Below are 19,963 nucleotides of genomic sequence, written 5' to 3'. Positions count from 1 at the left end.
GAATATTTAACTAAGTTTCTTTACTTTTTTAATGTTGTTTGTGATAAAATGAGGCGGACTTAAAAAGTGGTAGAAGAAAGTAAAGAAAACATTCGTTTTCTTTACTACTTTGTAACCTAGTAAAATTCTATAATTGATTTTATTAATGTTCTAATTTTCATTTTAAAATTAGAGAATTCACCGATTTGTATGATTTTACTGAAAATTTGGGAAAACACATTTGTTATCTATGTTTAAAATTTTGAAATATTCAATGTGTAGAAATAAACCTAGTTAAATTTTTTATTAATGAGAAGTAGTGCTAGTATCTACAATTTTAAATAATTTATTTCACTTAGAGGTTCTAACATTAAATTGTTAAATCAAGAATATGACAAAAGAGGTTTTTTTAAAAACACTAGCAACTAAAGGATATGATATTGGATTTGGTGCTAAAAAGAACTTTGCATCATTTGACATTATAAATAAATTGCCAAGTTGGATAGGATTTATCTCGCTAGCTATTGGTATTCTCCAAATAGCTTATGAAAATATAATCTATAATAAAGAATTATCAATTATTTTAATATTTGCGGGTATTGCGATAATTTATCTAGAAGTATATAAAAATAAAACTGATGATTACGAGAAAGAAGGTATCAGACTAACTCGTCTTTTTAATAATATGAGAGATTTATACTATAAGGCTAAATCAGATTCAAGCTTTAGGTTAGAGACCTATGAAAATGAATACCAAAATTTACTATATGAATTTTATTCCAAATCAATAAGTAAGCAGGTTTTTACTTCTCAGTGGTATGCTCATTTTAAATTTTTTTATGAAATGCAAATTGAATGGATAGATGAACAGTTGAAGTTCTCATTTATTAAAGATAAATTACCTAACTCATTAAAAATAATAATTTTAATCTTACTCTTAATTTTAATAATTCAATTTGTTAATGGATATAGCCAAAATCTTTGGTGGATTTGTAAATAATTTAGTCATTGAAAACCAAACTAATATTGAGTCCCGATTTGCAACTATAACAAAAAGGCTAAATTTAGATTTCTATGGCTTGAATTCGAATACAGAGAATGGAATTTATATCGGTAGCTATGGTAGAAATACCGCCATAAATGGGGTTAGTGATTTAGATATAATCTTTGAACTTCCTTCTGAGTTATATTATCAATACAATAATAGGGTTGGAAATAAGCAAAGTCAGCTATTACAAGATGTAAGAAATTCTATCTCAAAAACTTATTCTCAATCTAAGGTTAGGGGTGATGGGCAAGTAGTAGTGGTCGAATTTAAAAGTGATTTCATTGAGGTTTGCCCTGCATTTAAAGAAACTGATAATAGTTTTACCTATCCTGATTCCAATTATGGTGGTAGTTGGAAAAAGACAAATCCTCTTCCTGAAGCTAAGGCAATTTTAGAATTGGATAAAACATCTAAGAGTAATCTAGTAAATCTATGTAGGATAGCAAGAGCTTGGAAAAACAAAAATGGTGTAAAAATTAATGGGTTATTGATTGATACATTTGCCTACAACTTTATTAAACAAAATTCATACTATGCAACCTTGGGCTTTGATAAGTATGATGAATTTGTTCAAGGTTTTTTCTATTATTTAAAAGAGCTGGATAGTAATAGAAAGTTTTGGTTTGCTCCTGGAAGCAATCAAAAGGTGTATAAGAAAAAGTCGAACTTTAGTTCAAAAGCTAAGAAAGCATATAACCTAATATCTGAGGCAATAAAAAATAATGAAAGTAAAACAGTTTATGAAATTTGGCGAAGAGTTTTTGGTAGCCAGTTTCCTTATCCAAGAGAAATCAAAGAATTAAGCTTAAATTTCACTAATAAAGAAGAGTTTATAGAAGATAAATATCCGATTAATATAAAAAATTTCTTAAGTATAGATTGCGAGGTAACACAGGCAGGTTTTAGAGTTGGGCTTTTAAAAGAAATGGTACTGCTTAAGAAGAATAAAAACCTTCGGTTTTTTATTAAACAAACAGATGTATCCCAACCCTATGAAATTCTTTGGAAAGTTAAGAATGAAGGAAAGTTGGCATATGAAAGAGGTGTACATAGAGGTCAAATAATTAGTAGTAATCTAAATGGAACAGATAGAACGGAGAACTCTACCTTTGAAGGCTCTCATTTTGTGGAATGTTATTTAATTAAAGATGGCTTTTGTGTAGCCCGTGACAGAATTGATGTTCCAATATTAAATGGGTGATGGTTCGTTTGGGTTTAAATTATTAAGTAAAATATTGGTAATTCATCGTATATAAAGACTTTTGAGCAGGTTATATAAGAATCTATTCATTTTATCAATCTTCTTAAAGATTAATAAATTGTTATTCATATTAATTTGTAAATGCTTACTTTCTTAATGAGGTAAGCATTTTTGTTTTTAAAAAAAAACCAAATAATAGTCCTCCCAAATAATTAGCTATTCCAAAAATGTAGTCTAAATGCTTTTTGGACTAGGCAACCTCCCCTGTAATTTGGTATCAAACAACCGAACGATTATTTGTATAAAAAATTGATAATTAAGGATATTTAGAAAAGTTTTAATATATTTATTATAAACAATATTGTTTTTTAGTAACCACATTTAGAATAATAATATAAACGGTGTTAACTACAATTATTTAGTCTTTATCGTTAATTGAAATTAAGCCAATGGAAGAAGAAAGGTTATTTACTGAACGCCAACGATTCAATCAAATTTGGCTTTGGCTACTACTTTTGGGTATTAATATTCGTTTCCTTTTTAATTTATATCAACAATTGATATATGGACAACATGGAAGTAGTGAAGGTTTAAATACCAATGACTTATGCATTGCTGCGGGTATAAGCCTTTTGGTTACGGCAATATTTTTAAGTTCTCGTCTGGAAACTGTAATAACAAGTGATGGAATCAATGTGCGCTTTTTCCCTTTTCAATTAACCTTTAAAAACTATACCTGGGATAAAATATCAAAATCATTTGTAAGGCACTATCACCCACTTACTGAATATGGTGGTTGGGGATTAAGGTTTGGTGTATTTGGGAGCGGAAAAGCCTATAATGTTTCTGGGAACAAAGGAATACAAATTATTTTCACAAATGGTTCAAAGCTTCTGATTGGTACAAAAAAGCCGACTGAAGTTGAAGATACTTTAAAAATGATTAATCATTTAGATTATTAAAATGTAGACCGTAAATCACGAATAAGCTTCGAATAATCAGCCAGTTAGTTTTGGTTAGGCTTAATGCTTTCGCAGGAACAATTAAAGTAAATGATAAATTACCAGAAAGGTAATTATAGAAACTAAGGTAATGTTAATTAAAACCTCTGCTTGGGGATATTTAGAGTGACCACAGATTACTTGTTTAATAATTATTTTAAATATAGTTGTATGCATTCCTAACAATAAGATGTTCAGAAGTAACAAACATCCTGTGAAGACCTTCATATAAGGCAAAAAATCAAAAGCATTATTAACCAGAGCAATTCCAATTAGGATTGGCAGAGTTAATATTTTTCCTATTAATTTAGTTCGTGTGAAAAGTAATAGGGTTCCAGATACAAACTCAATAAGTCCTAATAGAATTGTAAACCAAGTTTTATAACCAAAAAATGCCCAGGTTAATGTAACTCCATCTAAAGAACCCAGTGGAATATCATAAACTAAAGGTGCAAGCCTAAATTGGATATCAATTATTTTAATTAACCCATAAGCAATCATTATTAATCCTAAGATATATCGGCCAACTAATTCTAAGGTTAATTTGATTTTCATAATTTATAACTGCAAAATAGAAGTTTCCTATTTAGATTCTGAAAAGAAGAGTTATATAGCCTAATCATAGCTATAAAAACATAGGGAGGGTAGGGGTTATTATATTGATCTAGTTTACTTAAACTCAAAATGAAGCTTTAAAAAGTAATAATCTTGCTACAAAATCGTGAAAATAAGGAACTGATATTAAATAGTTTGCAAAACCTAAGTAATATTTAGCCATAATATGTGAATAGATAAGTTTCTTTTATCTAAATTAACAAGTAGATTAACCGAAGTTGATTGTTAAAATAATAAAATTATTAATGAAATATATAATGTATCAAAGGATGATTGATACTAAACCATGAATATTTTATTTTATGCTTAAAAAATTTCAAAAAATACTCGGTTTTTCAAAAAAATGCAATCTTGATGAAGTTTCTAATTCTAAAGTAAAGTTTGTTATTAAAAAGTTAATTAGAACTATTAAGAACTATAAAGCTTATTATCAGGAACTTTCTATTTTAGAAGATGAATTAAAGTTTCTGATTTTTAGTTATAAAAATATCCCTCCTGTTAAAAGTTTAGAAAAGATTTGTTGGCATTTAAAAGAATATAGTTTGTATTCAGCTATTGTAAAACAATTATATAATTATGTTCAACAGGATTTAGAAGCTTTAAAGAATAAGAAGCCTTTACATATAGGGCCAGGAATATATTTAGCTGAATAACATAGCTGCTAATCATTGGGATCTTTAATTAGTTAGCCAGTAGAAACCTACCACTAAGCGTAATCTTTACTTTCAACTTCGGTGGACTTAACTACCATGTACCCGTAAATAATTAGATTCAGTGCTTTAATGAGATAGTCGTGCGTTAACCTTCATAATCTGTAAGTATGGAAATAGAGCAGAACACATCTATTTGGGTGAAATTTGCTAAAATTTCACTTGATATGTTATGTGCCATAGATGGAAATGGTACTTTCATCCATGTAAATGAAGCTAGCAAAAGTCTGTTAGGCTATGATCCAAAGGAATTAATTGGTCGTTCCTTTCGGGAATTTATCCACCCTGACTATATTCAGTTAACGGAGCAAATCATAGGGCAGATTCTACAAGGCTCTACACCAACAAATTTTGAAAATTGTTATTCCCACAAAAGTGGGGAAGCCATCCCAATTCTGTGGTCAGCAAAATGGTCGGAGGAAGAACAGCTCATGTTTTGTGTTGCTCGTTGTTTAAAAGAGCAAAAAAAAAGCAGAGCCAGATTAGAAGAAAGGGAAGAACGCTATAAAGCATTTTTTGACAATAGTCCTGATATTATATACCTGGAAAATGAGGCAGGCTTGGTTACGGAAGTAAACCAAAACTTTTATACTGAATTTAGGGTGGCAAAAGATGCAGTCATTAATCATCCAACCGATGCTTTCCTGCCACCAAATCTGAAAGCTATTTCAGAATGGTCTTTTCAGGAAGCCTTGCAGGGCAATACTTTGCGGTCTGATTTAGTTATAGATACAAAAGAAAAGGGATTAAGGACTTTCGATACCATTAAGTTCCCCATCAAAGTTAAAGGCAAGATTATCGCTGTTCAAACAATTCTGAAAGATATAACGCCTATGGTGCAGGCTTATCAAACTATTCAGCAGCAAGCTAATAAACTAAATACCATTTTTGAAAGTATTACGGATGCCTTTTTTACTTTAGATACCAACTGGAAGTTTACTTACATCAATGCTGAGTTTGATAATATATTAAAAACCGACCGCACAATGTTTATTGGCAAAAATATCTGGGATATTTTTAGTGATGAAGTTGGGAAAGTCTTTTACCAACAATATCATTTAGCTGCTGATACAGGCAAATCGGTTCATTTTGAAGCCTTTTATGCACAGCAAGATATTTGGCTAGAGGTAAAAGCCTTTCCTTCATCCGAAGGACTGTCGGTTTATTTTACGGATATAACCGAAAAGACGAGAATAAAAAAAGAAAATGAAAAGTTGTCCTTAGTGGCTAGCAGAACCACTAATAGTGTTGTAATTACAAATGCTCAAGGTTTTACCGAATGGGTAAATGATAGTTTTGTTAAAATGACAGGTTATTCTTTGCAAGAAGTAATTGGTAAGAAACCAGGGGCAGTTTTACAAGGACCAGAAACTAACCCAGTCACAGTAGCCAGAGTTAGCCAAAAGCTAAAAGCAAAAAAGCCATTTACTGATGAAATCTTAAACTACAAAAAATCAGGAGATACATTTTGGATCTATAAAGAGATAACACCTATTCTGAACGATCAGGGAGAAGTCATTCAATTTATTGCTATTCAAAGTGATATCACTAAAAGAAAAAAGGAAGAAGAGGAACTAGCAAAATTATCTCTAGTTGCCAGTAAAACCAATAATAGCGTCTTGATTGTAAATAAGGACTGGGAAATACAGTGGGTAAATGAAGGTTTTAGCAGGTTGTTTGGTTATGGTTTACCAGAGGTTTTAGGTAAGCGACCACATGATTTTTTGAGTAACTATAAAACAGATGAGTCAAAGTATCACACGCTTACGCCCAAGTTAATGCGGGGTGAGCCGATATCTTTTGAGATTCTAAATATTAAAAAAGATGGAGAAGAAATATGGGTGAATGTAGATGTTACCACTATATTTCAGGAAGATGGTACCATCAAAAATTTTATTATTGTTCATACAGATATCACCGCATTAAAGAATTCCCAAATAGAGTTATCTGCTTTAGCAAAAGACCTTTATCGTAAAAATAGCGACCTGCAACAATTTACTTATATTGTTTCCCATAATTTGCGGTCACCTGTAGCCAATGTCATGGGTATAGCGGATGCTTTAAATAAGCTTGAAAAGGATAATGAACTATATAATAGTTACTTATCTAATTTATCCACTTCCATAAAACAGTTAGATAACGTTTTATGGGATATGACTACTATTCTGGGTATTCGGGATAAGAGTGATACCTTAGAAAAAGAAAAAGTAGATGTTAAGACTATTATTGATCAGGTGGCTTCATTTTATCAGGATACGTTAACCCGAATAGATGCCAAATTAATAATAGATTTAAAAGAAGGCACAATGGTAATTGCCAATAAAGGCTACTTGTATTCTATCTTATATAATCTTTTTTCTAATGCTATTAAATACAAGTCAGAAGACCAAAAATTACAATTAAAAGTAGCCGTTCATAATAAAATAGAAGAAGGTCAGAAAATGGCGGAATTTACCATTGCGGATAATGGTTCTGGTTTTGACATGAAAAAGGCAAAGGGCCAGGTGTTCAATCTTTATAAAAGATTTCATACTAAGCAAGAAGGTAGAGGTATTGGTTTGTTTTTAACCAAAACCCATATAGAAGCAATGGGAGGTACTATAAATGTACATAGCCAAAAAGGGGAAGGTACAACCTTTACGTTTTATTTGCCGCATTAAGAGTTAAAATATGAAACAGATTGGGTGTTTAAAATTTTGGAATTTAAAAAAAATGGAGGAAGCATTTAGTGAATTACGTAAGATAAAGTTTTAATAATTTTTAACTTCTATTTTATTTTGAATGCTAAATAATTGTTTATTAACCATTTGGTAATTAGTAAATAGAATCTTCTATTTTATTAATTTTAAAATTATAAAAATGCATTTATTTTCAGTAAGTCAAATTTTTGAAGAAGAGCCACGCCAATGGGGGTTGCGGGGTGACCAATTTCTCTGAAAAGAGTTGAAAAGTTCTTTTTAAAAGTTTGAACTTCCCCTAACAGATGATCAATTTGAAAATTTGCTTAAAGAAGCTTCTACCAAATTGACTGGCGAAAGTTTGGTTCCTGGTAAAAAATTGTTCTTTGAAAAATATAGCCATGAAGGAATGTCAAGCGGGTATATCAGCACCGATTTTTGGATAGATGAAGCAGTACCCTTACTTAAGAAAAGATTAGATGATTTAACAGAAAATGATAATTGATTCAATGGAAGGTACTTTTCTGCTTGTTTATTTGGATTGTAAAATAGCTGTTTTTTCAACCTCATTTCTAATATGAATAGTTTTAACAGCTTTATATTTATTAAATTCAGACAAACTAGTGCTTCCCATCATTTCCATTAGTACTCTGTCTGAAATACCTCGAGTACTCATATTTGTTACCCAACTCCTTCTGCAACAATGGGAGGAAAATAGCTCATGTTTATACTTTAAATCATTGTCTTTAATAAGTTTCCCCCATCTATATTTTGGTTCCTTAATTTTTCGCTGGTTAATATTATATTTTATAAATAATGACTTTAATATAGTCTTTATTTGTTTATTAAAAGTTTGTTCAGTACAAAGGTTAAGATTCCATTCATACTTTTCACCTATTTCAATTATCCTACCATCTAATTTGGTATCAATTTTATAGTTTCCTTTAGTTTTTTGGGTACGTCCACGCAAAAAGCCATTATCATCTAAGACTACACCCTGGGTATTTTTGATATCGGAAATTCGAAGAGAGGTTAGGCAGCCAAAAACAGCCAAATCTCGGTATTTTTCTAGGTGAGGCTTAACCTCTTCTTTCCATAAAAGGTCAATTTCACTTGGAGAAAGATTTATAATTAGTTTCTCTTCACTTAATCTTTTCCAATGTTTCTTATATCGATTATCAATTTGAACATGTTTTTCATAGGTAACCCAATTAAAAAAAGTAATACAGTTTTTTACCTGTCCACCAAAGCTATTGTCTGTCATCTTATGCTTGCCCTGAGGGTTCATTAGATAATTGCCATAGGACTCATAAATGGTTTTATCCAACTGTTTGAAAGATAAAACCGTTTCTAAATTGGAGAAAAATCTGGATTTAGTCCAGCTTATTAAATTGTTGGCCCAACTACGCCAACCTTTTTTTGTGCCATCATTATGTAATCTCTTTTCTTCAGGTGTTGCATCAATCCAGCAGCCTGCTTTTTCAATTACAAATTCCTTTAATAAAAGCATAAAATAGGCAGTTTCTTCCGAATTTGAATTCTGAATTTCAAAACCATATTTTTCCGCTTCACGCCAAATTGTTTTTCTTTGGCTTAAAATATTTTGTTTTTGTAATTCTAATTCTTTTAAAGAGGATTCAACTTCATCTAGCTCATAATGTACTACTGCCTTTAAACCTCTTTTAAAATTATTTTTCTGTTTTCGACCGAGTAAAAATTTTTCGTATTCCTGAGTAACTATATCTGGGTAAGGTTCAATTCCATTTTCCATCAAAGAGCCAGCAACATATAAAAGGTCGGTTTCTAAATCTCTTTTCTTTTTGTTAATTTCCTTGGCTCTTTGATTAATTAGATTTACTGTTTCAGATTTATCATCCCATTCAGAAATTAAAACAGATTCTTTAAGTGGAAAAGGTTTCTTTTTTCTATCATAAACATATAGCACATTTAATGCTCCACCAGTCTTTGAAGGATTAAGTCGGATAAAAGTGGAGGTGCTTGGTTTTTTCATTTTATGTAAACATAAGTTGCTGATTACAAATATATAATTAAATATTACATGTAGAACAACGTGTAGAACAATTCTTTTAAAAAGTCCTTAGAATGCTATTTTAAGGGGTATTTTCATGTGTATTGTAATCCAAACGGGATCACTTGAATATCAGCCATTTATAAGGTAAAACTTATAAATGGCTTTTTTGTTTGCACACAATTTGCACACATTACTTTATGTTTTAGTTCATTAAGTTTTACCGATTAAATAAGTTTAATAAAATTTTTAGGTTAATGAAGATTGGGATCTAATTAGTTGGACCAGTATCTACCTTGCTCACTAATGCATCCTCAATATTATCCGGTAGTTCAGATAGGAGAATATAACCAGTAGCAGTTTCAATAGCATCCACTGTCGTCCGGTAGGTTTTCCAGGCTGAATTAATGGTGTTGATGTTGGGTGTATTCACAGCTATAACACGGGTGCTGGTAGTAACCTGGCTTACATCCTTATCTCCTTTCGGTAGCACAACGATTTCTCTCCAGATTTGCTTAGGTATTGTTACCCTTCCTTGATCTATAGTTTCAGCAGAACCATTGGAGCCTGTTCCTCCTTTCCTATAGCTACCCATAATGACATACCCTTCATTACCTGCCTGAATTAACCTGCGGGTGTAACTCTCCAGGTTCTTCCAAATTTCCAGGTTGTTGATAGGAGCCTGGGGAATCATATTGGTCATTAAATAGATAGCTGAATTATCTTCTTCTGTTTTGGTGCGATCAGCAGAAGGGGTATTATGTCGCAGATCAAACTCAGTTCCTGGCCAAGGTTACTTTTTACTTAATCCAGGTTTTACCAGTTATAAATTGGCTGCATTTACCCCACAAGTCGCTGCCTTGCGGAATGAGGCGATCCTTGTAAGTTTATACATCCAGGTGCTTATTTTGGATTGGTTGTAGAAAGTTAACTTGAAACAAGACAGCTTTTATAATTAATATTTTTTACTCCGGGAATAACCAGGTTAAAGCGGTAGGATAATCAATAAAGATTTCATTCTCTATATTACTACGTTCCTTATATTCAGTTATAATTCTGACTCTAAAGTCTAAATTGACCGCTAAAGCCGAAAAATAGTCCCTGGCCAAATAAGCAATTTTCTGAATGCCAGAACCGGAAATCCTTTGCATCCATTCTGATAATAACCACTCTTTTTCTTCAAATGAAATATAGCCATGGTACAAGTCGTCAATAATCCAGTAATTGATCTTATTTTCCTTTGAAATTGTTAAGGCTATTAAAAGTCCTTCTTTTCGTTCAGCAAAGTCAACATGCCGTCGCCATTCTAAAACTAACAGGAACTCTTCTACAACCAGACTTATGGTTGCAAAATCATTTTGGTACACCTGAAGCAAATTGTCTAACATGTAAAGACTTGGACAATTAAAGAGATAATATATACGTCAATTTACTATAATCATAGGATTTAAATTCACAAAGCCACTAATACTAAACTATTTCAAATTTTATTTATTATCTAATTTCTATATAATTTTTTATTATTATAAGATATATAGCTTACCTTAACCTTTAGAATTTTCTAAACAGTCCATTATGACTCCGGTGTTTCATTTAAAATTGGCTTTTGAAGATGATTTGGTTCGGATTCAAACAGATGACCTAAACGATTTTATTTCAGTCGAATGGTTACGCCACCCTTCAGGTAAGGAATTCCGAGAAATGTCCGTTACAATTGGAAGTGATCATTTATTATCAGGCTACCGCTACCATTTAAGTGATGTACGTGCCATTAACTACCTGGAGATAGCCGAACAGAATTGGTTATTAAAAAACAGGAAAATGTTTTATAGAGAATCCCAATTCCGTAAGATTGCCAGCATAACCAGTAGATTAACCTTGGAGTTAATGGATATGCTTCGTTTACGAGATGATCTTCAGGGACAGATAGAGCCGGTGGGTAAAACCAAAGTGGAAATCTTTACTTCAAAAGCGGAGGCTCTGGAATGGTTATTTTCTGATACCCGTAAGGCTTTTTATTTGTCCTTGTAAGAAGACAAACATGTACCTTGTAGAGCTAGTGCGGTAACAAAAGTGCCACTAATCACGGACTTACAATATTAAAAGTTTCTATTTATAGCCAAAATTAATTTTTTACTTTCTTAAAATCTTCTCCATCTTTTTCCCTTTCGCTAATTCATCCACCAACTTGTCAAGATACCGTACTTTTTTAGTTAAAGGATTTTTAACTTCTTCTATTCGATAGCCACATATTACTCCAGTTATCAGATGAGCGTTCGGGTTCAAATCTGCTTGACTGAAAAAAGTCTCAAATGTTGCATTGTTGTCGATCAGTTCTTTTATTTTAATGTCATTAAAACCTGTTAGCCATTTAATTACTAGATGCAACTCCTCTTTTGTTCTGCCTTTTTTCTCCACTTTTCTAATGTAATGCGGATAGACAGAAGCAAAAGTCATCTTTGCCATTCTTTGGTTATGTTCAAGTGTTACCTCCATTTCTTATCCTTAAAGTTTAAAATTTCCTCATTGTCTCTTGTAAATTTTGTTAATGTTTTGATTTTAGTTTTATGATGTTTTTAATCAATTCAATCGATAAGGGCCTGTCAAGCATAAAATGTAGACTGTCTTTTGTCTTTTTCGCTCTATATTCAGAAACTTTATCTTCTATTTCTGTCAAACCGTAAATCGGGTAAAAACCAATATGTTTTTTGTAAGCCGCATAGTAGAGATGACGTTTACCTACTTTAAAAGCCGGCATTTTGTAACGAATACTTTCTTCCGTGTCAGGTAACACCTCAAAAAAAATTTGCCGTAGTGCATTTAATTTTTCTTGAACGGCAGGTTGAAATTGTTGTATGTATTTTTCTACTTCTGTCATGGTTTACATTACTGTCGTTTAAAATAGCTCCACCGTTAGCCATTGTAATTATTCTACCTGTTCTGATACCCAATTTAATATTTCTCCTAATGCTGTTGGTGAAAAGGTTTGTTCAATGGTTGCATATTCATAAGGTGATCCAGTTTTTGATTCCTGAAAAAAATGATTAAGATTCGGCAACACTTTTATTGTTACATTTTTATTATTGCCATTTTTTAGAGCATTATTTATTGCCTCCAAATTCTCTTTAGGTAGCACTTGCAAATCTTTTTCCCCATTTAAAGCTAACACCGGACAACTTACTTTCTCTAATGTAAGTGCAGGCTCATAGTTCCAAATAAATTGATATGCAGGCAAGGAAATGAACTCTATTTGCTTAGCAATAAATTCTTCCTTTGTTATGCCTGTTGGTTTTATATAGGTTGGTATCTCCTTTATATTCTTTTGAATGAATTCGTTTAAATCGGCTTTTAAGACTTCTGTGGTTTGGTGCTTCGCAAATATTTCAGCTATTCCAGCATTTATCTCTTTAGTATTTTGTATTTCAGATTCGCTTGCGCCTGATGTTTTTAGGGTCAATTCCGATTGCTGTAATAATGCTTTTTTGCCTTGAATCCCAAGGCCCGCAAGTAAAACAATAAAACTTACATCTTTAGAGTTTGACGCTACAATGGGCGCAACTATCCCGCCTTCACTATGCCCTATTAAACCAATCTTATTTTTATTTATCTCTTTTCTTGTTTTCAGGTAAGAAATGGCACTTTCTACATCAGAAGCAAAATCCAGGGGGGTAGCTGAAATAAAATCCCCTGAGGATTGGCCAAACCCTCTATCATCATATCTTAAAACAGCAATCCCATGCTTAGTTAGATAGTCTGAAATAACAAGAAAAGGTTTATGCCCAAAGAATTCTGCATCCCTATTTTGAGCACCGCTTCCGGTAATTAATATCACGGCTGGATAATTCCCGGCCTTTGATGGTAAAGTTAATGTACCAGCTAATGTAATATTCGCTTTAGCGTTTTGGAATCTTACCTCTTCATTGTGGTAAGAAAAGGGTTTAGATGGCTCTTGAGGTCTTTGATTTAATGCTCTGCTATTCCATAATATAGCCCCAACAATTGAAGAAACTACCAAAAGAGCAAGTACGAATAGTGTCGTTTTCTTCATCTAATATTTTTTATATTGGCTAACGTCCATTTAATAAAGCAGATGCCCTGGACTGGTCTTTGCTGAAAATACGAAAAGCCACACTTCTTTTATAGATAATGGCTAAAACCTATTGGGGCATTTGCTTTATTCTGTTGTTGCCCTTAGGTTATTATTTTTAATTTAAGCAAATCCAGGTTATTGCTTAGCAGTTCTCAATTTAATATCAATATTTACTTGCATGAATCCGAGGGTAAAGTAGTCAGTGCCTAAGTATACATTAATGGGTTTTAGTTCGAAAGCAAAGCGACTTGTTTTAGGGCCTATACGAAAACCTGTTCCTACATTCACACCATAATACATTTTATAAAAATATTCTGAATCTGAATCACCATGTAGCTCACCTCCAGTTCCCAGTAAACCCCTCGAATAATTGGCAAAAGCACCCGTGCCAATAATTAATGATAAGGATTTATACTTTATAACATCCAAAAACCCATTGACACCTAAGGATGTCACTCTATAAAATTGGTCCCGCGTATCTGTTATACCAATGGATGTAAATCCGCCAATCATGAGATAAGGACTAACTCTAATTCTATTTTTCCAAAATTACCTTTGATATCCGAAGGAATATAAAGCCCCAAAACCAGTTTCTCTGTCACCACCATTAATCCCTAATCCAAAACCAGCTTTTAAGCTATTCCTCGAAAAGTTAATTTCTTGACCATAAGAATAGGATGGGAAGAACATCAACACTATTAGTATAGTGAGAAATATGAATTTCCGCACGTGTTTTAATTTTTGCATGATACGTTTGCTTAGTACTTAAGGGCAACGGCCGCGTGCATGCGGAGCCTGAAGCCTTCGCGAAGGTTGGGCATGCACTGGGTTGAGTATTGATGTTCTTTTTTTACGCTTCTATGAATTTAAACTTGTCTGTTCCTTCGTCTAATTCTAAATATGGAATAATGGCAGAGTCATAATTAGCAATCGTATTCACGTTATAGATTGTTAAGTTATCCGCATTGTCAATATACTCTTGTGTTTCTGTACCTGAGTAAAACCGCCAACCGCTGTCATGCTCTTCTCTATACATGTACACAACAGGGAATTCTTCTACCGTTATTTTATCAGATGCAATACAGCCGCCCGCGGGTTGTATCAGTTTCTTTATCTGACTAGCTACCAGTTTAAAAATCTTTGGCTTCATAATTACCATTTCCACTCAACGTCTAGTGCATGAGGCGTGCAAGGCCGTCGGTCGAAACGTGATTTCTACACAAAGTTAGTTGCTGCCACTTTTATTTCATTTGCAGTTTCATCATTATGTCTGTCTGCTCGTCATTTCCCAGTTTGAAAATGTGCCTATCAAATTCCACGAAACCATTTTTTTCATAAAATCGAAGTGCTCTTGGATTTTCTTCCCAGACCCCTAACCAAACATAATCTACGCCTTTGTGTTTAGATATTTCTATTGCCTTCTCATAAAGGAATTGCCCGACTCTTTTCCCGTGGAATTCCTTTAGAACATAAATGCGTTCGATTTCAAGGGTGTTTTCATCCTTTATTTCTGTTTGTGATTGTCCAAAGTTGACTTTCACATAACCAATTACTTTATTCGCTAAAAGGGCAAAATAAAACTCAGAGTTCTTGTTGGCCAATTCGGCTTCTAGCTTTTTTGTTGAAAACCCTTCTTCCAAATACTTTTTCATATTCTCCTCGCTATTTCCAGAAGAAAATGTTTCGGAAAATGTCTGTCTGCCGATTTTCTGTAGTTGGTCTAGTTCGTTTACCGTTACTCTTCTTAATTCAATATTTTCCATTCTCGCTTAAGTATTCTCTTTGTTATTTGGTTGCTGATACCGGTCTGGTATATGAGCCATAGTGGTTAACTGGCCTAAACATATCCATTTAGCACCGGCTATAAATATACAAATAAGCCATAGGTAGAGCCTAAACTCCACTATGGCTTATTTGTATATTGTTACCTGCTGGCTTTTACAGTTTATTAAGCATTTTCTAACGCCTGAATATCAAACTTTTTCATTTTCATATAAGCCTGGATTACATTTTGCGCCTTGTCAGGATTACTCAACAATGCTGGTAAAACTGTCGGTACAATTTGCCATGAAACGCCAAACTTGTCTTTTAACCAACCGCAATTTCCTTCACTTCCGCCGTCAGAGATTAGTGAGTTCCATAGATTGTCAATCTCTTCTTGAGTTTCGCATTCGACCACAAACGATACAGCTTCATTAAATTTAAATTCTTGCCCTCCATTGAGGCCCATAAATTTTTTCCCGTTTAGCTCAAATGTTACCACCATTTGATTGTCCGCAGTAATTTTTGAGTTCTCAAAGATTGAACAATAGAACTGTGCTGCTTCCTTGGCTTGACCGTCAAACCATAAGCAAGGATAAATTTGATTCATTTTATTCATTATTAAATAATCAAACAATTAATTTCATTACAAATGTAAAACGAGCTCAAGCGGGGAATAGAACGAAGCCGATAAATTCAATATTCTACCTATTTGCCTAAATTTAAATAGTCTTTAAGCTTTATGTTGGTATATTCTTTAAGCGTCCGAATATAGTGGCTTTGGTTTGCATATCCATTTTCAAATGCTTTGGTTGTTAAATTTTCAAAGTGCTTTTCCTTCAATTATTAGAAAGCGGCACTAAGTCCGGCTTATGTCATCATTATCTTCCGGAACAATAACTAAGAGTTTCCATAACTGTTTAGGAACGGTAATTTGGCCTTGATCTATAGTTTCAGCAGAACCATTAGAGCCTGTTCCTCTTTTACCATAACTACCCATAATGACATACCCTTCATTACCTGCCTGTACCAACCTGCGGGTATAGCTCTCTAGGTTCTCCCATGTATCTTGGTTGTTATTTGGGGATTTGGAGTATCATTTTAGTCATGAGAAAAGTAGCGGAGTTATCCTGTTCTATTTCGATCTGCCGACGGTGTATGGTGGCCCCGGTCAAAGCCAGTTCCGGTATAAGCGGTTGCCGGTACTCTATACCAACCAGCAGGTAAAGTATTATCAGCCAGGAAATCCTACTGCCATTGAGCATTACCTAACCAGTCTTTGTTTACATGTAAGCTCACCCAATTGGGAGTGCCCGATCTTTGCTTTAAGATAAAGCGTATTGTGGCCTTTCTATAAGATAATTATTGCTGTTACTTACATCAGTAGTCACATTGCTGGTATTACCTAAAGTAAGATGTAAACTTAAAGGCGTATCAGTTGTTTTATTTTGTGCTACTTCTGTTTCCTTACAAGCAACTACCAATAGTAAGATTATATACAGAAGTTTACTTCTCATTATGACTTAGGTAAAGAGTTTTTTATATAAAAGTCGGTACCCTTGATTTAAGTGTTTATATAAAAAAAGTGCCTCATTACTGAGAGGCTATAAGCAGGAGAAATTCAGAACGGGCGAAATAACCGGCTATAAGAAGTTGGGTAAGTGGTATACGATGCACTCGGATATTATCAAATATTTAAAAACAGAGTAACATATTCATACAGTATTACAAGTAATACAAATGTTTGCATTACTGTTTGCCTTGCGCACACCTACAATATTTTATAATCAAATTATCAGAAGAGAAGCTACCAAAAGTATAAATCAGAACACGAGGAAGAGAGTTTTTGAGATATTAGATTTTATGTAAATAGAAGTGGTTTTCTGGCTTTTGCTATATTTTATATATAGTAAAAGAGAGTCTTTTTATCTGATGTTTAAATTAAAGCCATTTATCTAGGCAAGCTAATTAAATCTATGGCCTTTTGAAGAGCAGTATCCTTTCTATTGGCAATATCCTCATTTAAAGAACTTATCGGATATTCAGGAATTACCCCTCTTCCTAACAACTCAGGGGAGATAGAATTGCTTATTTTAAAGAGCGGGATAGCTATTCTCAACTTTGACTGAGGCAAGGTTAGCACAATTTCACCGTTACTGGTATTTCCAGCAGCAGCGCCACCTGTTTCTTCCCCAATGAAAACCCCTTTGTTATTTTGTCTGGATACTGCCGCGAAGTCTGCTGCAGCTGAAAAGGTGCCGCCATTTATTAAAAAGAATACTTTACCATTAAATCCTGAAGTAGCTTTTTTATGAAGACCTAGGGTAGGATGAGAGTTTCGTAATAAAAACCTTCCTAAGGAGTCTTTATGTACGATTTGAGGTAAAAGGATATTTATGGAATTATCCTGATCTGTATATTGTAAAAAGGAAAGATGATCTGTGGCTGCTTCTAGAGATTGATGGTAAGAAAATGATTTATCGGCCAGGAATGAATACAGAAACATCGCATAATCATCCCGCCCGCCCGCATTATCTCTCAAATCAATGATTAAACTTTTTACATGGCTGCGATTCATGGTATTGAAGCTCTTGCTAACCCAAGGTTTAAAGTTTTTTCCTTTTAGATCAGTAAAGGTCTTTACCTGCAGCAAAGCAATTTGAGGGCTAAGCATTTTTAAGGTATTATCTTCTTTTTCCCTTGCTTTCTGAGCTTGATATTCGGAAAGAGATATTCCATTTAATTCTTTTTCTACCACCTCTCCTAAGAGGGTTTTTACCCTAATGCGAAAGGAGCTTTTTTCACCTATGTAATTGCGATAGAGATTAGAAAAATCTTTCCCGAAAAAATAGTCTTTATAAGTTGTTATATAACCATCAGCCGGTAAATGAGGATATACGCGGGCTTTAATCTGAGGAACTGTTTCTCCTTCTATTGAAATAATTTCTTCACCCGTAGCTAGTTGTTCATTGGAGGCAAAATTTTGTATTACGAAAAGCTTGTCTCCTGCGAGTTTTACCTTAACGGGGAAATAGGAGAGACGCTGGCTATTTTCCTTATAGAAGGTTTCTGATAAATTAGCTCCGGTATGGCCGCAACGGATCTTAGCTAAAATAGGGGTCAATAGTTGGTAAAACTGAATTTCATCTAAAGGATTATTTAGGGTAAGGAATGTACTATCTAACAGCCGGGAAAGTTCCGCCTTAGTGGTATATCGGTACAGGGAAGGATGGGCCTCTTCCAAACTAGTTCTAAACAACTGAAAGTCATCCTGCAGTTGCCTAATGGTGAAGGTTGGGCCTGGTGCAGGGGCCAGAGTAGTTTTATTGGTTGACAAGAATTGTTTAGATAAATCTTCCCGCTTTTCCAATTGATGAGTCACTTCTTGGAACAATCGGGTGTTTGTTACAGGGTACTTATCCCAGAAATCCTGTCGGTAAGGCTCCTGCATTTGATAAATATCTTTGTTCCAGGCTTTGCGGGCACTTTTCCCCTTCCCTAAAGTTACATCCTGAATGGTGAGTTCTTCGTTACGCTCGAAGCCGACAATTTTTTTATTCGTTTTTTCGTCGATTATTTCTCCCTTTAATAGCCAGGAAAAATAGTTGAGATACAATTTACTATTTATTTCCTTGTATTTCAGGATTAGTTGATCCTTAGATATTCGGGTGGTCGTATGGTCGGATTTAGCCCAGTTAGGCCGACCTATATTATAATCACGCTCGACCTGGATGATAGCTAAATCTTTTACGCGCACATAAAAAGTAGCATTATAATTTGCCCAACTATAAGCCGGATTTTTAGTAGCCGAAATGACGTATACTTCTTCCTGGTTCAGCATTGTATACCGCTCATGGGTATAGGTAAATCCTTTACTGAATCCATTCGGATGGCTCGCCCGGGTAGGCCGTTTAATTAGGTCTGGTTTAAGCAGTTCTTCCAGGGTCCTAGAATTCTGGTTATCCATCTCTGATTTATACGTTCTGAAATCTTTACTTTGCCGCAAGGCTAGGTAATTGACAACCCGGCTGTCCTTTTTTAGAAAGGCATCATCATATATGTCGACCGCTGCTTCTAATAGTCGGACATAATCATTATTTTCTTTATCCGTGATGCGGTAAAGTCCGGATAAGATATGGGGGTGTATTTCATAATTTAAGGACCGTTGGTTCATTGCCCTTTTTACTACCTCCACGGCAGAAGCTGCCTTTATCGTAATGGTTTCCAGGAAAATGGGATCTTCTTTTAAATAAAATAACTGATTAGGTTGCGTCAAAACATTTCGGGTGGAGAATTTTAACGTCTTAAAGCCAATAGCTGAGATACAGAGGGTATCAGTAGCAGGCTCCTTATTTAATTGCAGGCTGAATCTTCCCTCCGCATCCGAGCTGGTACCTTGCTTAGAGTTTTGATAAAAGATATTGGCGAAAGGAATGCCTTCCTTATTAGAGGAGTTTAAGATTTTTCCACCTAGGATTGTTTTGTCAGGTGTTATTTGAGCATTGGTTTTTAAAGAGCCAAAGGTGATTATAAACAATACAGACCATAATATTTTATTTATGGGTATCATTAGTATAAAAAGTTAGAAGGATCTTGCTAGTAATTCCTTAAATAATAACTAAAAGCAGGTTTATAACTTATATATAGGCTTTTTGGTATGCTAAAGGCAAGTAAATATTTTTTTAATGTACATTTTAGAACTAACAATCATCTCAAGTTAGCATCTCATAAAAAGAGATTCATAATTAAGTTTAGAAACTGTACTTGTGAAAAGTTAATTTTAAGAACCTTCATTCTAATGGATATTAAAAGCCAGATCGAGAAAAATTAAGTTATTTAATATAACCGTTA

The 19,963-nt window shown here is 33.7% G+C and carries 21 protein-coding genes and 1 pseudogene; 8 read left to right on the top strand and 14 right to left on the bottom strand.

All coding sequences use genetic code 11. From position 1 onward, the window contains the following. Positions 1–370: 370 nt before the first annotated feature. The 3 genes from ADHAQ_RS0123420 to ADHAQ_RS0123410 all read left to right on the top strand — a co-directional run bounded on the left by ADHAQ_RS0123420 (position 371) and on the right by ADHAQ_RS0123410 (position 3,190). Positions 371–979 (top strand): SLATT domain-containing protein, encoded by a 609-nt coding sequence (locus ADHAQ_RS0123420; protein ID WP_026464999.1) that lies wholly within the window; start codon positions 371–373, stop codon positions 977–979. Next, positions 942–2,228, top strand: coding sequence for an SMODS domain-containing nucleotidyltransferase (locus tag ADHAQ_RS0123415; protein WP_026464998.1), 1,287 nt, complete (start codon positions 942–944; stop codon positions 2,226–2,228). The genes ADHAQ_RS0123420 and ADHAQ_RS0123415 overlap by 38 nt, the downstream gene beginning before the upstream one ends. A gap of 449 nt (positions 2,229–2,677) precedes the next feature. After that, complete coding sequence (locus ADHAQ_RS0123410; protein ID WP_034257044.1) at positions 2,678–3,190, top strand: hypothetical protein; 513 nt, start codon at positions 2,678–2,680, stop codon at positions 3,188–3,190. Between the two features lie 81 nt (positions 3,191–3,271). On the opposite strand, the gene ADHAQ_RS0123405 is transcribed toward ADHAQ_RS0123410, so the two are convergent. After that, positions 3,272–3,784, bottom strand: coding sequence for a hypothetical protein (locus ADHAQ_RS0123405; RefSeq protein WP_026464996.1), 513 nt, complete (start codon positions 3,782–3,784; stop codon positions 3,272–3,274). 362 nt (positions 3,785–4,146) lie between these two features. Here ADHAQ_RS0123405 and ADHAQ_RS0123400 point away from each other — a divergent pair, with 362 nt between their 5' ends. From ADHAQ_RS0123400 to ADHAQ_RS27890, 3 genes are all read left to right on the top strand, one after another. Then, positions 4,147–4,497: a hypothetical protein gene (locus ADHAQ_RS0123400; RefSeq protein ID WP_026464995.1), complete on the top strand. Its 351-nt coding sequence runs from the start codon at positions 4,147–4,149 to the stop codon at positions 4,495–4,497. A gap of 167 nt (positions 4,498–4,664) precedes the next feature. Beyond that, positions 4,665–7,214, top strand: a complete 2,550-nt coding sequence (locus ADHAQ_RS0123395) for a PAS domain-containing sensor histidine kinase (RefSeq protein ID WP_026464994.1) — start codon at positions 4,665–4,667, stop codon at positions 7,212–7,214. A gap of 340 nt (positions 7,215–7,554) precedes the next feature. Beyond that, positions 7,555–7,737, top strand: a complete 183-nt coding sequence (locus tag ADHAQ_RS27890; RefSeq protein WP_026464993.1) for a hypothetical protein — start codon at positions 7,555–7,557, stop codon at positions 7,735–7,737. Positions 7,738–7,764: 27 nt separating this feature from the next. Here the strand turns inward: ADHAQ_RS27890 and ADHAQ_RS0123385 are convergent, their stop codons facing one another. The 3 genes from ADHAQ_RS0123385 to ADHAQ_RS0123375 all read right to left on the bottom strand — a co-directional run bounded on the left by ADHAQ_RS0123385 (position 7,765) and on the right by ADHAQ_RS0123375 (position 10,649). Then, a complete protein-coding gene (locus ADHAQ_RS0123385) occupies positions 7,765–9,243 on the bottom strand; it encodes a site-specific integrase (protein WP_026464992.1) in 1,479 nt (492 codons plus the stop codon). 289 nt (positions 9,244–9,532) lie between these two features. Next, positions 9,533–10,030, bottom strand: a complete 498-nt coding sequence (locus tag ADHAQ_RS26905; RefSeq protein WP_084523964.1) for a DNA/RNA non-specific endonuclease — start codon at positions 10,028–10,030, stop codon at positions 9,533–9,535. A gap of 196 nt (positions 10,031–10,226) precedes the next feature. Next, complete coding sequence (locus ADHAQ_RS0123375) at positions 10,227–10,649, bottom strand: hypothetical protein (protein ID WP_026464991.1); 423 nt, start codon at positions 10,647–10,649, stop codon at positions 10,227–10,229. 187 nt (positions 10,650–10,836) lie between these two features. On the opposite strand from ADHAQ_RS0123375, the gene ADHAQ_RS0123370 reads away from it, so the two are divergent. After that, complete coding sequence (locus tag ADHAQ_RS0123370; protein ID WP_026464990.1) at positions 10,837–11,292, top strand: hypothetical protein; 456 nt, start codon at positions 10,837–10,839, stop codon at positions 11,290–11,292. Between the two features lie 102 nt (positions 11,293–11,394). Here the strand turns inward: ADHAQ_RS0123370 and ADHAQ_RS0123365 are convergent, their stop codons facing one another. The 8 genes and pseudogenes from ADHAQ_RS0123365 to ADHAQ_RS28930 all read right to left on the bottom strand — a co-directional run. Next, a complete protein-coding gene (locus ADHAQ_RS0123365; RefSeq protein WP_026464989.1) occupies positions 11,395–11,757 on the bottom strand; it encodes a DUF2200 domain-containing protein in 363 nt (120 codons plus the stop codon). A 49-nt stretch (positions 11,758–11,806) separates the two neighbouring features. Continuing rightward, complete coding sequence (locus ADHAQ_RS0123360; protein WP_026464988.1) at positions 11,807–12,139, bottom strand: iron chaperone; 333 nt, start codon at positions 12,137–12,139, stop codon at positions 11,807–11,809. 48 nt (positions 12,140–12,187) lie between these two features. Continuing rightward, positions 12,188–13,309 carry an alpha/beta hydrolase family protein gene (locus ADHAQ_RS0123355; protein WP_026464987.1) on the bottom strand — a complete coding sequence of 374 codons (1,122 nt, stop codon included), beginning with the start codon at positions 13,307–13,309 and terminating at the stop codon, positions 12,188–12,190. Between the two features lie 177 nt (positions 13,310–13,486). After that, the gene (locus ADHAQ_RS0123350) at positions 13,487–13,864 is read right to left on the bottom strand and encodes a hypothetical protein (RefSeq protein WP_026464986.1); all 378 of its coding nucleotides are present in this window, start codon (positions 13,862–13,864) and stop codon (positions 13,487–13,489) included. Positions 13,865–14,201: 337 nt separating this feature from the next. After that, a complete protein-coding gene (locus tag ADHAQ_RS26900; protein ID WP_034257596.1) occupies positions 14,202–14,501 on the bottom strand; it encodes a DUF2185 domain-containing protein in 300 nt (99 codons plus the stop codon). A 91-nt stretch (positions 14,502–14,592) separates the two neighbouring features. After that, positions 14,593–15,114, bottom strand: coding sequence for a GNAT family N-acetyltransferase (locus tag ADHAQ_RS0123335; protein WP_026464985.1), 522 nt, complete (start codon positions 15,112–15,114; stop codon positions 14,593–14,595). Between the two features lie 185 nt (positions 15,115–15,299). Next, complete coding sequence (locus ADHAQ_RS0123330) at positions 15,300–15,722, bottom strand: VOC family protein (protein ID WP_026464984.1); 423 nt, start codon at positions 15,720–15,722, stop codon at positions 15,300–15,302. A gap of 249 nt (positions 15,723–15,971) precedes the next feature. Then, positions 15,972–16,181, bottom strand: a pseudogene (locus ADHAQ_RS28930) (DNA/RNA non-specific endonuclease); the annotation flags it as partial. Positions 16,182–16,200: 19 nt separating this feature from the next. Between ADHAQ_RS28930 and ADHAQ_RS28925 the strand changes: the two are divergent. After that, complete coding sequence (locus ADHAQ_RS28925; RefSeq protein ID WP_281172383.1) at positions 16,201–16,446, top strand: hypothetical protein; 246 nt, start codon at positions 16,201–16,203, stop codon at positions 16,444–16,446. Here ADHAQ_RS28925 and ADHAQ_RS27490 read toward each other — a convergent pair. Beyond that, the gene (locus tag ADHAQ_RS27490; RefSeq protein ID WP_026464982.1) at positions 16,438–16,629 is read right to left on the bottom strand and encodes a hypothetical protein; all 192 of its coding nucleotides are present in this window, start codon (positions 16,627–16,629) and stop codon (positions 16,438–16,440) included. The two genes, ADHAQ_RS28925 and ADHAQ_RS27490, sit on opposite strands and share 9 nt — an antisense overlap. 434 nt (positions 16,630–17,063) lie before the next feature. Continuing rightward, positions 17,064–19,682, bottom strand: coding sequence for a S41 family peptidase (locus ADHAQ_RS0123305; protein WP_026464981.1), 2,619 nt, complete (start codon positions 19,680–19,682; stop codon positions 17,064–17,066). Positions 19,683–19,963 lie beyond the last annotated feature (281 nt).

The organism is Adhaeribacter aquaticus DSM 16391 (genome assembly GCF_000473365.1).
In the GTDB taxonomy this organism is placed as follows: Bacteria; Bacteroidota; Bacteroidia; order Cytophagales; family Hymenobacteraceae; genus Adhaeribacter; species Adhaeribacter aquaticus.
Note: the sequence above shows the minus strand (reverse complement) of the source record. Positions and strands in the feature narration are given on the sequence as shown.